Origin of the sequence: Terrabacter sp. NPDC080008 (assembly GCF_040702505.1) — a bacterium.
Classification (GTDB): domain Bacteria; phylum Actinomycetota; class Actinomycetes; order Actinomycetales; family Dermatophilaceae; genus Terrabacter.
The window spans coordinates 1,014,253-1,028,469 of record NZ_JBFBLC010000001.1 but is presented as its reverse complement, the minus strand read 5'-3'; the positions used below and the strand labels follow the sequence as shown (position 1 = coordinate 1,028,469).

Genomic DNA, 14,217 nt, shown 5'->3' with positions numbered 1-14,217 from the left:
TTCGCTACCCCAGGTGCCCGCGCACCGACGCGTGGCCCTTGAGCAGGTTGCGGGCGATGGTGCGCCGCTGGATCTCGTCGGTGCCCTCGTAGATGCGCAGCAGGCGCAGCTCGCGGTACCACCGCTCGACCGGCAGCTCGCGGGTGTAGCCCATCCCGCCGTGCATCTGCAGCACGCGGTCGACGATCTCGTTGGCCTTGACGCCGCCGTAGAGCTTGGCCATCGACTGGGACTGGCGCGAGTCGAGCCCGCGGTCGACCTGCCACGCGGCGGACAGCACGAGCCAGCGGAGGGCCTCGATCTCGACGGCGGAGTCGGCGACCATCCACTGGATAGCCTGGCGCTCGGCGATGGGCTGGCCGAAGGTGACCCGGTTGCGGGCCCACTCCATGCCCATGTCGACGAGGCGCTCGCACGCGCCCAGGGCTCGGGCCGGGAGCATGTAGCGGCCCTTGCCGATCCAGCGCATGGCGAGCTCGAAGCCGCGGCCCTCCTCACCGAGGATCGCCGAGTGCGGCACGCGCACGTCATCGAAGACGAGCGCGGCCGGTCCCCACTCGCCCATCGTGTCGATCGGGGTGCTCGTCCAGCCCCGGTCGCGGTCGACGAGGAAGCAGGTGACGCCGCCGTCGGCGCCTTTCTCCCTGTCCGTGACCGCGAAGACCATGACGAAGTCCGCCTCGTTGCCGCCGGTGATGAAGGTCTTCTCCCCGTTGATGACCCACTCGTCACCCTCGCGGCGGGCGCTCGTGCGGATCGCACGCGCGTCGGACCCGGCCCCGGGCTCGGTGATGGCGAAGCACGACTTGCGGGTGCCCTCGATCGTGGGAAGCAGGTAGGTCTCCTGCTGCTCCTCGGTCGCGGAGAAGAGGATGTTGTCGGCCTCGCCGGCGAAGCGGAACGGCACGAAGGACCTGCCGAGCTCGATCTCGATGAGCGCTGCGACGACCGCGCCCTGGCCCATTCCGCCGTGGCTCTCGGGCGTCTGGATGCCGAAGAAGCCCGACGAGCGGGCCTTGTCCTGAAGGGTTTTCAGCTCCTCGGCCATCAGGCCACGCTCGCCCCGCCGCTCGCGCTCGAGCACCTGCGGCTCGAGCGGCATGATCTCCTTGCGCACGAAGGTGCGCACCCAGTCGCGGATCTCGCGCTCCTCGGCGCTGAGGTCGAAGTCCATCGTCGGTCCCTTCGTGGTGCGGTCGGGTGGAGCCCGCGTGCGGTCGGTCAGGTGGGGTCGTATGCCGGGTGGCGCGGTCCGCGCGTGCGTGCGGATCGTCAGCGGGCGGCATACCTGCGCAGCTCGGCCTTGGCGAGGGCGTTCTTGTGCACCTCGTCGGGGCCGTCGGCGAAGCGCAGCGTGCGGATGCCGGCGAAGGCGGCGGCGAGCTCGGTGTCCTGGCTCAGGCCGGCCGCGCCGTGGACCTGGATCGCCTTGTCGAGGATCCACTCCACAGTCTTGGGCGTCGCGATCTTGATCGCCTGGATCTCGGTGTGGGCGCCCTTGTTGCCGACGGTGTCCATGAGCCAGGCGGTCTTGAGCACGAGCAGGCGCAGCTGCTCGATGCGCACGCGCGACTCGGCGATCCAGTCGCGCACGACGCCCTGGTCGGCAATCGGTCGGCCGAAGGCAACGCGCTCGGACGCCCGGCGGCACATCGCCTCGATGGCGACCTCGGCGAGCCCGATGGAGCGCATGCAGTGGTGGATGCGACCGGGACCGAGGCGGGCCTGCGCGATGGCGAAGCCGGTGCCCTCCTCGCCGATGAGGTTGCCCGCCGGGACGCGGACGTCGGTGAAGCGCAGCTCGGCGTGGCCGCCGTGGTCGTGGTCGTCGTAGCCGAAGACCTCCATGCCGCGGACCACCTCGACGCCGGGGGTGTCGCGGGGGACGAGCACCATCGACTGCTGGCGGTGCCGCTCGGCCGACGGGTCGGTCTTGCCCATGACGATGAAGATCGCGCACTCGGGGTTCATCGCCCCGGTGATCCACCACTTGCGACCGTTGATGACGTAGTCGTCGCCGTCGCGGCGGATCGACAGCTCGATGTTCGTGGCGTCGCTGCTGGCGACGTCGGGCTCGGTCATGGCGAAGGCCGACCGGATCTCACCGCGCAGCAAGGGTTGCAGCCACTGCTCCTGCTGCTCGGGGGTGCCGAACTGGGCGAGCACCTCCATGTTGCCGGTGTCGGGGGCGGCGCAGTTGAGGACGGCGGGCGCGAGCCGGATGGACCGGCCGGTGATCTCGGCGAGCGGGGCGTACTGGAGGTTCGTCAGGCCGGCCCCGTGCTCGCCGGGGAGGAAGACGTTCCACAGGCCGAGGTCGCGCGCCTCCTGCCGCAGCTCCTGCAGCACCGGGACGGTGCTCCAGGCCCACCGGTCGTCCAGCGCGGCGACCTGCTCGTCGAAGACGGCCAACGAGGGGACGATGCGCTCGTCCATGAAACGCAGGAGCGTCTGGCGCAGCTCCTCGGTCCGGGCGTCGAATCCGAAGTCCATGTCAGCTCTCCTTGACGGCGGCGAGGCCGGCGCGCACGAGCGGGACGGTGGCCTCGCCGATGCCGGCGAAGCCGCTCCCGACCGTCTGGCCCTGGGTGTGGCGGTAGTGGATCCCCTCGAGGATGACCGCCAGCTTGAAGTAGGCGAGCCCGAGGTGGAACGAGAGCGAGCCGAGGTCGCGCCCGCTCCCCGCGGCATACCGTTGGCGCAGCTCCGGTCCGCAGATGAAGCCGGGAGCGCGGGAGACGTCGGAGACGGCGACGGAGTCCATGAGGAGCGGGAGTCGCTGGTAGGCCTCGAGCAGGGCGACGTCGGTGAGCGGGTCGCCGAGCGTGGCCATCTCCCAGTCGAGGACGGCCGACACCTCGTCGTCGGTGGTGACGAGGAGGTTGTCGAGGCGGAAGTCGCCGTGCACGATCGTCGGGTCCGCCTGCGCCGGAACCGACTCCGCGAGCCGTGCGTGCAGCTCGTCGATGCCGGGCAGGTCGCGGCTGCGGGAGGCGTCGAGCTGCTGCTTCCAGCGCCGGACCTGCCGCTCGAGGAAGCCCTCGGGACGGCCGAAGTCTTCCAGGCCCACGGAGTCGGGGTCCACTGCGTGCAGTGCGACGAGGGTGTCGACCATGCGCTCGCTGATGGCCCGGACGCGATCGGCGCCCAACGGCCGCAGTTGCGCCTCGAAGCGGTACGGCGTGCCGAGCACGCGCTCCATCACGTAGAACGGGGCGCCGATGACGTCGGGGTCCTCGCACACGGCATACGTCGTCGGGACGGGGACCGCGGTGTCGCGCAGGGCCGTGATGACGCGGTGCTCGCGCACCATGTCGTGGGCCGTGGCGAGGACGTGGCCGAGTGGTGGGCGACGGACGATCACGGTGCTCGTGCCGTCGCCCACCTCGTAGGTCAGGTTGGACTTGCCGCCCGCGATGACGCGACCCGTCAGCGGCCCGTCGAGCAGCCCCGATGCCTCCCGGTCGAGGAAGGCGCGCAGGCGCTCGAGGGCCAGGCCGGGCGGATCGGTCTGCGGCGCAGTGGCGCTCGCGGGGGTGTCGGTCACGTCAGTCCTTCGGCCCACCGGCGACGTAGATGACCTGGCCGGAGACGAAGCCGGCCTCGTCGCTCACGAGGAAGGAGGCCGTGGCGGCGATGTCCTCGGGCTGGCCGACGCGCGCGACCGGGATCTCCTTGGCCGCTCCCTCGAGGAACTGCTCGAAGGTGATGCCCATGCGCTCGGCGGTCTGGCGGGTCATGTCGGTGGCGATGAAGCCGGGGGCGATCGCGTTGGCGGTGACGCCGAACTTGCCGAGCTCGATCGCGAGGGTCTTGGTGAAGCCCTGCAGCCCGGCCTTGGCCGCCGAGTAGTTGGCCTGGCCGCGGTTGCCGAGCGCCGAGGTGGAGCTGAGGTTGACGATGCGGCCGAACTTGGCGTCGATCATGTGCTTCTGGGCGGCACGCGTCATGAGGAACGAGCCGCGCAGGTGGACGTTCATGACGGCGTCCCAGTCGTCGGTCGTCATCTTGAAGAGCATGTTGTCGCGGATGATGCCGGCGTTGTTGACGAGCACCGTCGGGGCGCCGAGCTCGGAGGCGACGCGGTCGACGGCGGCCTGCACTCCGGCCTCGTCGGAGACGTCGACGCCCACGGCGAGACCCTTGCCGCCCGCGGCCTCGATCTCGGACACCACTGCGGCGCAGGCCGACTCGTCGAGGTCGAGGACGGCGACGGCATACCCGTCGGAGGCCAGGCGCTTGGCGACGGCGGCGCCGATGCCGCGCGCGGCCCCCGTGACGATGGCGGTGCGCTGGGTGGTGGGCTGCTCGGTCATGCGTTCTCCTGGCTGGGGGTGCGGGTCGGGGTGCTGGTCGGCGTGCTGGTCTGGTCGAGCTTCTGCTGGAGCCGGTTCATGCCGGCGAGCCAGGCGTCGGGGTGGGCCGCGCGCTGCGCGTAGTAGTCGCGGACCTCGTGGTGCGGCAGGACGTAGAACTCCTCGCCGGCGAGCGCCTGCCAGGCCGCCTCGGCGACCTCGTCGGCACTGATGGCACGGTCGCGGCTCAGCAGCTCCTGCAGCGGGCCGGACTCCTCGAGCATCCGCGTCTGCACGCCCTGCGGGCAGATGGCCTGCACGACGATGCCGCGGTGTCGGTAGGTGGCGCTCAGCCACTCGGCGAACGCGACGGCGCCGTGCTTGCTCACGGAGTAGGGCGCGTCGCCGAGCATGGTCAGCAGCCCGGCTGCGGAAGCGGTGACGACGAGGCGGCCGCCGCCGGCCTCGAGCCACCGGGGCACGAGGTGCCGGGCGGCGCGCACGTGCGCGAGGACGTTGGTCTCGAGCGCGCTGGCCCAGTCGGCATCCGTTGCCTCGAGCCCGGCCAGCGTGCCGATGCCCGCGTTGGCGAAAAAGACGTCGACGTGCCCGAGGTGCCCGTATGCCGTGTCGACGAGGTGGCGCACGCCGGCGTCGGTCGACGTGTCGCCGGGGACGGCGAGGGCGCCGAGCTCCTGGGCGACCTCTGCGAGCGCGGGGGCGTCGACGTCGGCGAGGACGACGCGCCAGCCCTCGCTGGCGAGGCGTCGCGCGATGGCGCGGCCGATGCCCCGGGCGGCCCCGGTGACGACGGCGGTGTCGGGCATGCTGCTCCTCGCGATGGACTAAGCGCTTGCTTACCTTGACGACCATAGCCGTCTCCCGTCAAGTGCCGCCCTCCCCCTCAACCGTCGAAAGGCCACGTCTGGCCCCTCTCCAACCGTCGAAAGGCCACGTGTGGCCCCTCCCCAACCGTCGAAAGGCCACAAATGGCCCTCGTCAGTCGGTGACCCGGCGGATGAAGGCCACGGTACGGTCGAGCGCCTCGCGCCCCTCCCGGCTGTCGAGGTCGAACTGGTACTCGTGGCCCAGCCGCGGCTCGTGGTCTTCGGGGAAGAGCAGGGCCTCATGGTCGACCACGTGCTGGTCCAGGGCCTCGATGAGCCCGAGCGTGTGCGGGAGCAGCGGGTCACCGTTGCCGGGCGAGACGAAGGTGGCCGGGAAGCTCGGCGCGAGCTGCAGTGCCACAGTCCCCTGGCGCATGGTCGCCTCGTCGTGCCGGGCCGAGCCGAGGTACGAGCGGAGCGCGGTGTCGATGAACCAGGTGCCCAGACGACTCGAGCCCCGAGCGAGCCTGAAGTCGTATGCCCCGCAGAAGAGCACGAGCCCCCGCAGCGACGTCGGAGCCAGCTCGACGTCGATCCCCAGCCTCCCGGCATACGCGGGCTGGGTGACGAGCAGGGCCACCTGGGCTGCGATCTGTGCACCGGCCGAGTCGCCCGCCAGGACAATGCGCTTCGGGTCGACTCCGAGCCGGTCGGCGTGGTCGAGCAGGTGCGCGAGCGCACCTGCGACCTGCCTGACCGGTGTGGGGTAGCGGGCGCCCGGCGCGATGGAGTAGTCGACGCCGACGGTGGTGAACCCCCGCCCGGCCAGCACCCGAAGGTAGTTGGCCACGTCGCCTTTTCTACCCGAGACGAACGCTCCGCCGTGCACCCAGACGACCGTCGGGAGCGGCTGGTCGCGGGCCGGTCTGAAGACGTCGAGCCGCCCGTCCGGCGAGGAGATGTCGTATGCGTCGTCGACCACCTCGACGAGGTCGCTCGGCGCGTGCGCGGCGAGGGCCGCGCTCGTCGTCGCAGCGCCACGGTCGAAGAGCGCCCGGATCACCAAGACGGACGGCCAGGGCGTCACGCGCCCGAGCAGGGCCAGGGTGCCGGCCGTGGCGGTCACGCCGAGGGCGAGCGTCCGGAGCACACCGCGCGACCGACTGACCGTGTCACCCATGCCCGAAATGTAGTGCGGCGTCGCCGTGACGGCCATCGTGTGCAACGTCGGAGGGCCACACGTGGCCCGTCGACCGTTGGAGAGGGGCCAGACGTGGCCTCTCGACGGTTGCACAGGGGCCAGACGTGGCCTCTCGACGGTTGCACAGGGGCCAGACGTGGCCTCTCGACGGTTGGAGTGGGGCCAGACGTGGCCTCTCGACGGTTGGAGTGTGGGCGCCGGCGGGCAAGATCAGATCATGCTGCTCTCCGACGTCGTCGCCACCTCACGGACCGTCGCCGCGACCTCCTCGCGCACCGCGAAGGTCGAGGCACTCGCGGCCTGCCTGCGGCGCGCGGCGCAGGACGGTCCCGAGGTCGTCGAGGTCGTCACGGCGCACCTGGCGGGGGTGCTCCCGCAGCGCCGCATCGGCGTGAGCTGGCGCGGCCTGCAGGACCTGCCCGAGCCGGCCGACGAGTCGACCCTGACCGTCGAGGAGGTGGACGAGGCGGCCACGCGGATCGCCGGCATCGGCGGCTCCGGCTCGGGTGCCTCCCGAGCCAGCGCGGTGCGCGCGCTGTTCGCCCGGGCCACTGCCGACGAGCAGGCCTGGCTGCGCGGCCTCATCACCGGTGAGACCCGTCAGGGCGCCGGCGACGGCGTCATGCTCCAGGCGATCGCCAAGGCCGCCGAGGTGCCCGACGCCGCCGTCCGCCGCGCCGTGATGGTGGCCGGCTTCGCCGGACCGGTCGCAAGGGCTGCCCTGACCGGCGGAGCCGAGGCCCTCGACGCCCTCACCCTCGAGGTCGGACGGCCGCTGCGACCGATGCTCGCCGGCGCCGCGCCCGACGTCGCCGCGGCCCTCGCCACGCTGGGCGGAGAGGTCGTCGTCGAGACCAAGCTGGACGGCATACGGCTGCAGGCGCACGTCGACAACCGCACCAGCCCCGGCAGCGTCCGCCTCTTCACCCGCACCCTCGACGAGGTGACCGAGCGCATGCCCGAGATCACCGAGGCGCTCGCCGGACTCGACGTCGAGACGGTCGTGCTCGACGGCGAGGTGATCGCCCTCGCCGAGGACGGTCGGCCCCAGCCCTTCCAGGTGACCGGCGCCCGCACCGCCAGCAGCGCCGACGTGGAGCGCCTGCGCGAGGAGGTGCCGCTGACGCCGTACTTCTTCGACCTGCTGCACCTCGACGGCGAGGACCTGCTCGACGAGCCGGCGGCCACCCGGTGGTCGCACCTGGCCCGCACCGTGCCGCCGTCCTGGATGGTGCCCCGCCAGCTCACCGACGACCCCGCGCGTGCACAGCAGTTCTTCGCCGACCTCGTCGCCGCCGGCCACGAGGGCGTCGTCGTCAAGGACCCCGACCTGCCGTATGCCGCCGGACGGCGCGGTCCCGGGTGGGTGAAGGTCAAGCCCCGGCACACCCTCGACCTCGTCGTGCTCGCGGTCGAGTGGGGCAGCGGCCGGCGCAAGGGGTGGCTGTCCAACATCCACCTGGGCGCCCGCGACGCCGAGACGGGCGAGCTCGTGATGCTCGGCAAGACGTTCAAGGGGATGACCGACGAGATGCTCGCCTGGCAGACCGAGCGCTTCCAAGAGCTCGCCGTCGAGCCGGCCGACGGGGGCAGCTGGGTGGTGACCCTGCGTCCCGAGCAGGTCGTCGAGATCGCGTTCGACGGCGTCCAGCGCTCGAGCCGCTACCCCGGCGGCATGGCGCTGCGCTTCGCCCGGGTCATCCGCTACCGCGACGACAAGCCGGTCTCCGAGATCGACACCGTGCAGACCGTGAGGTCCCTCGCCGGCTGGTGAGGCCCGGCGCGAGCCAGTCACCGCCGGGTCGGTGTCCTGCCGACGCGCTGTCCGGTGGACGGGTCGGTGCTATCTGTTGCCGACCTCCCGGGGCGTAGGTAAGTTCCGAAGAAGGAGACGAATACGTCACTTCTTCACATCACCGGAGGCCTCCATGTCCATGTCCAACCTCTCGCGACGCTCGGTCCTCGCCGGCGGGCTCGCGGCGGCCGCCGCCGGTGCGGCTGCCGGCAGCGCCCGCGCGACCGGCAACCCGGTGCACCCGCCGGCCGCCGAGAACGGCTGGGTCACCTCGACCATGGCCCGGATGACGGTGGAGGAGAAAGTCGGTCAGCTCTTCATCCAGAACGTCTACGGCAGTGACGCCACGACGCCCGACCAGCGCAACGTGCCCCTCTACGGCGTCGCCAGCCCGGCAGAGGTCGTGCAGAAGTACCACCTCGGCGGCAACATCTACTTCGCCTGGACCGACAGCGTCCAGAACCCCGACCAGATCGTCGGCCTCTCCAACGGCCTGCAGAAGGCCGCACTGACGCAGCCGAGCAAGGTGCGCATCCCCCTCCAGATCGCGACCGACCAGGAGCAGGGCGTCGTCACGCGCATCGGACCGCCGGCCACCCAGTTCCCCGGCTCGATGGCGCTCGGCGCCGGGCGCAGCGCCGCCGATGCCCGCACGGCCGCGGCCATCACCGGCATGGAGCTGCTCGCCATGGGCGTCAACACCAACTTCGCGCCCGACTGCGACGTCAACGTCAACCCGCTCAACCCCGTCATCGGCACGCGGTCGTTCTCGTCGCGACCCGAGCTCGCCGCCCAGCTGGCGGCCGCGCAGGTCGCCGGCTACCAGCGCGACGGCAAGGTCGCCTCGTCGGCCAAGCACTTCCCGGGCCACGGTGACACCGCCACAGACAGCCACGTCGCGTTCCCGGTCATCACCCACACCCGTGAGCAGTGGGAGACCATCGACGCGCCGCCGTTCAAGGCCGCCATCAACGAGCAGATCGACATGATCATGACTGCGCACCTGTCGTTCCCGGCCCTCGACGACTCGGGCAACCCGGCGACGCTGAGCAAGCCGATCATGACCGACCTGCTGCGCGGCCAGCTCGGCTACAAGGGCGTCATCGTCACCGACTCCCTTGCGATGCAAGGGGTTCGCGACCTCTACGGCGACGCCGAGGTGGCCGTGCGGGCCCTGCTCGCCGGCGTGGACCAGCTGCTCATGACCCCTGCCATGGACGACGCCTTCGCCGCCGTCCTCGACGCCGTCCACAGCGGCCGCATCCCGAAGGACGAGCTCGACGCGAAGGTACGCCGCGTGCTGAGCCTGAAGTACCGCCGCGGCATCGTGGCCCGCCCGTACGCCGACCCCAGCGCCGTCTCCTCCGTGGTCGGCACGCCGGCCCACCTCGCCGCGGCCGACTCCGTCACCGACCGCACGACGACCCTCGTCAAGAACGACGGCAAGGCCCTCCCGATCGCCCCCAAGGGCAAGAAGGTCCTCGTCACCGGCTACGGCGTCGGCACCACCGCCACCCTGGCGAACGCCCTGACCGGCAAGGGCGCCGCGGTGCAGACCGTCCAGACCGGCACGTCGCCGACGGACGCTCAGGTCACCTCCGCCGTCGCCGCCGCAGCCGACAAGGACGTCGTCGTCGTCACCACCATGAAGGCCTGGGACACCAACGTCACCGACACCCGCGGCGGCCAGCAGAAGCTCGTCAAGCAGCTGCTCGCCACCGGCAAGACGGTCGTCGTCGTCGCCGTGCGCGACCCATACGACATCGCCTACTTCACCGACGCCCCCACCTACGTCGCGACGTACTCCTACAGCCCGGTCGCCATCGAGGCGGCCGCCCGGGTCATCGTCGGCGACGTCTCCCCCACGGCCACCCTGCCCGTCGACATCCCCGTCGCCGGCGCCCCGGACACCGTGCTCTACCCCTTCGGCCACGGCCTCACCTACTGACCACCGGCCCGACCGGTCACGAACGGAGCTCCTCACATGCCCAAGCCCAACCGCAGACAGCTGCTCACCGCCGGCGCCCTCGGCGCCCTCGCCATCCCCGCCACGGCGGCAGGTTCCCGCGCCGCAGAGGGCGGCCAGACGGCATACGGCAGCAACTACCCGAACAACCCCGTGACGACGGGCGCCCAGAGCGCAGCGGCGTCGAAGTGGTCCACCCTCAAGGGCCAGAAGGTCGGCGTCATCACCAACCCGACCGGCATCCTCGCCGACCTGCGCACCATCGTCGACGACATGCACGAGTCCGGGACCGTCGACGTCGTCGGCGTCTTCGGGCCCGAGCACGGTTTCCGCGGCACCGCGCAGGCCGGGGACTCCGAGGGGACCCACCCCGACCCGCGCACCGGCATCACCGTCTACGACGCCTACGGCGCCAACGTCGCGAAGATGACCTCGATGTTCCGCACCGCCGGCGTCGAGACGGTCGTCTTCGACATCCAGGACGTCGGGGCGCGCTTCTACACCTACATCTGGACGATGTACACGGCCATGCAGGCAGCCGTCGCCGTCGGCGCGCGCTTCGTCGTGCTCGACCGGCCCAACCCGATCGGGGGCACGGCGCGCGGCCCGATGATGACGACGCCGTGGACCTCGGGCGTCGGCGCCAAGGAGATCGTCCAGGCGCACGGCATGACGGTCGGCGAGCTGGCCCGCTACTTCGACGGGGAGTTCCTCGCCGCCGAAGCGGGCAGCCGGCTCGCCGAGCTGTCCGTGGTCGAGGTCAAGGGCTGGCGCCGTGACGTGCCGTACGCCGTCACGGGCCTTCCGTGGGTCATGCCGAGTCCCAACATGCCGACTCCCGACACCGCGCTCGTCTACCCGGGCACCGGCATGTTCGAGGGCACGAACCTCTCGGAGGGACGTGGGACGACGCGGCCCTTCGAGCTGGTGGGTGCGCCGTTCGTCGACTACAAGTGGGCGGAACGGCTTGCGGGGCTTGGCCTTCCGGGCGTCGGGTTCCGCGAGGCGTACTTCTCGCCGACCTTCAGCAAGCACACCGGCAAGGTCTGCGGTGGCGTGCAGCTGCACGTCACAGACCCGTCGGCCTTCGACCCGATGCGCGCCGCCGTCGAGATGCTCGTCGCGGCCAAGGCGCTCTACCCCGACTTCGAGTGGCGCTACGACTCCTACGACCCGGGCCGGCCCTACTGGATCGACAAGCTCACCGGCTCGCAGCGGCTGCGCACGCAGATCTCGGCCGGCGCCCCGGCCGACGAGGTCGTCGGCGCCTGGCGGGACGAGCTCGCCGCGTTCGACGCGCGGCGCAAGCAGTACCTCCTCTACCGCGGCCCGGCGAAGTGACCGCCCAGCGGCACCACCACCGACGGTCCAGCCACGATCCCGCGACAATCCAGGAGTGACATGCGCCTGCGCAGACTCGTCCCCGCTGCCCTCGGCAGCCTCGCCGTCGTGGGGAGCCTCGTGACCCCCGGGCCGGCTGCTGCCGACGACTTCAGCAAGCCCGACCGCGGCTTCGCACCGCCCAACACCGTGCTGTCCGACGCCAGTCCCGCCTCGCTGGGTCTCGACCCGGCCCCCATCGCGCAGGCGGTCGCCCAGATCCACGCGCACGAGCAGGTCGACGCGAGCGGTCACCCGCTCTTCGCCGGCGCCGTCGGCATCATGGGCCACGAGGGGCATGTCGTCGAGCGCGACGCCAGCGGCTGGGCCCTGCGCTACGCCGACGCCACCACCGAGCTCCCGCGCGACCAGTGGGAGCCGATGCGCACCGACACGATCTTCGACCTCGCCTCCATGTCCAAGCTGTTCACCTCGATCGCCGTGGTCCAGCTCGTCGAGGAGGGCAAGGTCTCCCTCGAGAGCCCGGTGGCGGCATACCTCCCCGAGTTCGCCGCGAACGGCAAGGAGTCCGTGACGGTGCGGCAGCTGCTGACGCACACCTCGGGCTTCACGTCGTGGCTGCCGCTGTGGAGCAAGTGGCCCGACAAGGCGTCTCGCATCAAGGCGGTCATGGACCAGCCGCTCACCAACCCGCCCGGCACGACCTATCTCTACAGCGACCTCAACCTCATCACGCTCGGCGTCATGGTGGAGCGGCTGCGTGGCGAGCCGCTCGACCGGGTCGTCCACGACCGCATCACCGCGCCGCTCGGGATGAAGGACACCGGCTACAACCCGACCGACAAGGCGCGCACCGCCGCGACGGAGTACCAGACCGCCCCGCCCCGCGGCCTGGTCCGGGGCGAGGTCCACGACGAGAACGCCTGGTCGCTCGGTGGGGTGGCGGGGCACGCCGGCGTCTTCTCGACCGTCGACGACCTCGCCGTCCTGTCGCAGGCGCTGCTCAACGGCGGCACCTACCGCGGCGAGCGCATCCTCAGCCGCAAGAGCGTCGAGGCCCTCATCACCAACTTCAACGAGGACTTCCCCGGCGACGACCACGGGCTCGGTTTCGAGCTCAACCAGCGGTGGTACATGGACGCCCTGTCCGGGCCACGCACCGCCGGCCACACCGGCTACACCGGCACCTCGATCGTCATCGACTTCACGTCGCGCTCCTTCGCGATCCTGCTCACCAACCGCGTGCACCCGTCGCGCAACTGGGGTTCCGTCAACGGCGCCCGGCGCGAGTGGGCGCACGGGCTCGCGGCGTCGATGGGAATCCGTCCCCGACAGGGCGACACCGCCTGGGTCACCGGCGGCGAGAACGCGTCGACGACCACCCTGACGACGCCGTCCCTCGCGGTCGGGGCACGAGGTGCGCGGCTCGGCTTCGACCTGTTCCTCGACACGGAGGAGACCGACCTGCTCCACCTCGAGCGCTCCACCGACGGCGGGGCGACGTGGACGGCGATCCCGTTCGCGGTCAAGGACCGCGGGCAGACCGAGAGCGCCGACGGGGTCATCTCCGGGTCGGGCACCAGGCGCTGGGTCCAGGTGCGCGCCGACCTGCCGGCCGGCGACCAGCAGCTGCGCTGGCGGCACACGACCGACGCCGGCTACCTCGGGCGCGGCGTCGCCGTCGACGACATCCGCGTGCAGGGCCCGGGAGGCCTGCTGCTCGACGGCGAGAAGACGCCCGGCGCGTTCACCCCCCAAGGGTGGCGGCTCGTCGGCCGTGACGCCGTAGCGTAGGCCCATGCCAAGGACCGAGGACGGGGCCTCGTCCCCCGCAGGTGCGGCGAGCGCATCGCTGCTCATCCACCTGCGGGGGATCCGGCCCTCCCTGTCACCCGCCGAGGACCGGGTCGCCGACATCGTCCTCGCCGACGCGCGGCGGGCTGCCGGTCTGACGATCAGCGAGCTCGCCACAGCGGCGCGCACGTCCGAGACGACGGTGCTGCGCTTCTGCCGCCGCCTCGGCCTGCCGGGCTACCCCCAGCTGCGTCTCGCGCTCGCGGAGGAGTCGGCGCACCCACGCACGTTGCGCCGCAGCGGCACCGACATCAGCGCCAAGGACACGATCGACGACATCATCGCCAAGGTGGCCTTCACCGACGCGAGCGCCGTCGAGGAGACCGCCCAGCAGCTCGACCGCGACGCCCTGGCTGCCGCGGCCGCGGCCATCGCCCGCGCCGGACGGGTTGACATCTACGGCATCGGGGCGAGCGCCGTCGTCGGCACCGACCTGCAGCAGAAGCTGCACCGCATCGGCATCGTCGCCTTCGCCTGGAACGACCCCCACATCGCCCTGACGAGCGCCACGCTGCTCGGGCCGGGCGACGTCGCCGTCGGCATCTCGCACTCCGGCACCACCACCGAGACCATCGAGTCGCTGGCCGCCGCGCGCTCCACCGGCGCGCGCACCATCGCCATCACGAACTTCCCGCTCTCACGGCTCGCCTCCGGCGTCGACTTCCTGCTGACCACCGCGGCGCGCGAGACGAGCCTGCGCTCGGGCGCGACGGCCAGCCGCATCGCCGCCCTGACGGTCGTCGACTGCCTCTACATCGCCGTCGCACAGCGCAACCTGCGCCGCGCCCGCAAGGCGGTCGTCGACACCCGCGAGGCCGTCGCCGGCCACCACGTCACCGACTGAGCCCCCCTCCCTCGAGCGCGCACCCTCGGCCCGTGGACGAACGTGGCAAAGTGCCCACTCGACGTGGAGGAGCGCCTCCCCAACCCGTCGAGTG

The 14,217-nt window shown here is 71.7% G+C and carries 11 protein-coding genes; 5 read left to right on the top strand and 6 right to left on the bottom strand.

All coding sequences use genetic code 11. The features are described 5' to 3' along the window. Positions 1 to 4: 4 nt before the first annotated feature. The 6 genes from AB0316_RS04750 to AB0316_RS04725 form a co-directional block, all read right to left on the bottom strand. Positions 5 to 1,174, bottom strand: a complete 1,170-nt coding sequence (locus tag AB0316_RS04750) for an acyl-CoA dehydrogenase family protein (protein WP_366270891.1) — start codon at positions 1,172 to 1,174, stop codon at positions 5 to 7. A 98-nt stretch (positions 1,175 to 1,272) separates the two neighbouring features. After that, positions 1,273 to 2,493, bottom strand: a complete 1,221-nt coding sequence (locus tag AB0316_RS04745) for an acyl-CoA dehydrogenase family protein (protein ID WP_366270890.1) — start codon at positions 2,491 to 2,493, stop codon at positions 1,273 to 1,275. Between the two features lies 1 nt (position 2,494). Continuing rightward, a complete protein-coding gene (locus tag AB0316_RS04740) occupies positions 2,495 to 3,547 on the bottom strand; it encodes a phosphotransferase family protein (protein ID WP_366270889.1) in 1,053 nt (350 codons plus the stop codon). A gap of 1 nt (position 3,548) precedes the next feature. Then, on the bottom strand, positions 3,549 to 4,316 hold the full coding sequence (gene fabG, locus AB0316_RS04735; RefSeq protein ID WP_366270887.1) for a 3-oxoacyl-ACP reductase FabG: 768 nt from the start codon (positions 4,314 to 4,316) through the stop codon (positions 3,549 to 3,551). After that, on the bottom strand, positions 4,313 to 5,122 hold the full coding sequence (locus AB0316_RS04730) for an SDR family oxidoreductase (protein WP_366270885.1): 810 nt from the start codon (positions 5,120 to 5,122) through the stop codon (positions 4,313 to 4,315). The genes fabG and AB0316_RS04730 overlap by 4 nt, the downstream gene beginning before the upstream one ends. Before the next feature lie 172 nt (positions 5,123 to 5,294). Continuing rightward, positions 5,295 to 6,302 carry an alpha/beta hydrolase gene (locus AB0316_RS04725; protein WP_366270884.1) on the bottom strand — a complete coding sequence of 336 codons (1,008 nt, stop codon included), beginning with the start codon at positions 6,300 to 6,302 and terminating at the stop codon, positions 5,295 to 5,297. Positions 6,303 to 6,540: 238 nt separating this feature from the next. Here AB0316_RS04725 and AB0316_RS04720 point away from each other — a divergent pair, with 238 nt between their 5' ends. The 5 genes from AB0316_RS04720 to AB0316_RS04700 all read left to right on the top strand — a co-directional run bounded on the left by AB0316_RS04720 (position 6,541) and on the right by AB0316_RS04700 (position 14,123). Continuing rightward, positions 6,541 to 8,097 carry an ATP-dependent DNA ligase gene (locus tag AB0316_RS04720; protein ID WP_366270883.1) on the top strand — a complete coding sequence of 519 codons (1,557 nt, stop codon included), beginning with the start codon at positions 6,541 to 6,543 and terminating at the stop codon, positions 8,095 to 8,097. A 154-nt stretch (positions 8,098 to 8,251) separates the two neighbouring features. Beyond that, the gene (locus AB0316_RS04715; protein ID WP_366270882.1) at positions 8,252 to 10,066 is read left to right on the top strand and encodes a glycoside hydrolase family 3 protein; all 1,815 of its coding nucleotides are present in this window, start codon (positions 8,252 to 8,254) and stop codon (positions 10,064 to 10,066) included. A 36-nt stretch (positions 10,067 to 10,102) separates the two neighbouring features. Further along, the gene (locus AB0316_RS04710; protein WP_366270880.1) at positions 10,103 to 11,425 is read left to right on the top strand and encodes a DUF1343 domain-containing protein; all 1,323 of its coding nucleotides are present in this window, start codon (positions 10,103 to 10,105) and stop codon (positions 11,423 to 11,425) included. 60 nt (positions 11,426 to 11,485) lie between these two features. Beyond that, positions 11,486 to 13,219 carry a serine hydrolase gene (locus AB0316_RS04705; RefSeq protein ID WP_366270878.1) on the top strand — a complete coding sequence of 578 codons (1,734 nt, stop codon included), beginning with the start codon at positions 11,486 to 11,488 and terminating at the stop codon, positions 13,217 to 13,219. Between the two features lie 4 nt (positions 13,220 to 13,223). After that, entirely contained in the window at positions 13,224 to 14,123 is a 900-nt protein-coding gene (locus AB0316_RS04700; protein WP_366270877.1) for a MurR/RpiR family transcriptional regulator, read from the top strand. Positions 14,124 to 14,217: the final 94 nt, after the last annotated feature.

What these genes read in the sequence shown, in the direction of transcription:
- AB0316_RS04750 (WP_366270891.1), bottom strand. Translation starts at nt 1,174, where the DNA reads ATGGACTTCGACCTCAGCGCCGAGGAGCGCGAGATCCGCGACTGGGTG.
- AB0316_RS04745 (WP_366270890.1), bottom strand. Translation starts at nt 2,493, where the DNA reads ATGGACTTCGGATTCGACGCCCGGACCGAGGAGCTGCGCCAGACGCTC.
- fabG (WP_366270887.1), bottom strand. Translation starts at nt 4,316, where the DNA reads ATGACCGAGCAGCCCACCACCCAGCGCACCGCCATCGTCACGGGGGCC.
- AB0316_RS04730 (WP_366270885.1), bottom strand. Translation starts at nt 5,122, where the DNA reads ATGCCCGACACCGCCGTCGTCACCGGGGCCGCCCGGGGCATCGGCCGC.
- AB0316_RS04725 (WP_366270884.1), bottom strand. Translation starts at nt 6,302, where the DNA reads ATGGGTGACACGGTCAGTCGGTCGCGCGGTGTGCTCCGGACGCTCGCC.
- AB0316_RS04720 (WP_366270883.1), top strand. Translation starts at nt 6,541, where the DNA reads ATGCTGCTCTCCGACGTCGTCGCCACCTCACGGACCGTCGCCGCGACC.
- AB0316_RS04715 (WP_366270882.1), top strand. Translation starts at nt 8,252, where the DNA reads ATGTCCATGTCCAACCTCTCGCGACGCTCGGTCCTCGCCGGCGGGCTC.
- AB0316_RS04710 (WP_366270880.1), top strand. Translation starts at nt 10,103, where the DNA reads ATGCCCAAGCCCAACCGCAGACAGCTGCTCACCGCCGGCGCCCTCGGC.
- AB0316_RS04705 (WP_366270878.1), top strand. Translation starts at nt 11,486, where the DNA reads ATGCGCCTGCGCAGACTCGTCCCCGCTGCCCTCGGCAGCCTCGCCGTC.
- AB0316_RS04700 (WP_366270877.1), top strand. Translation starts at nt 13,224, where the DNA reads ATGCCAAGGACCGAGGACGGGGCCTCGTCCCCCGCAGGTGCGGCGAGC.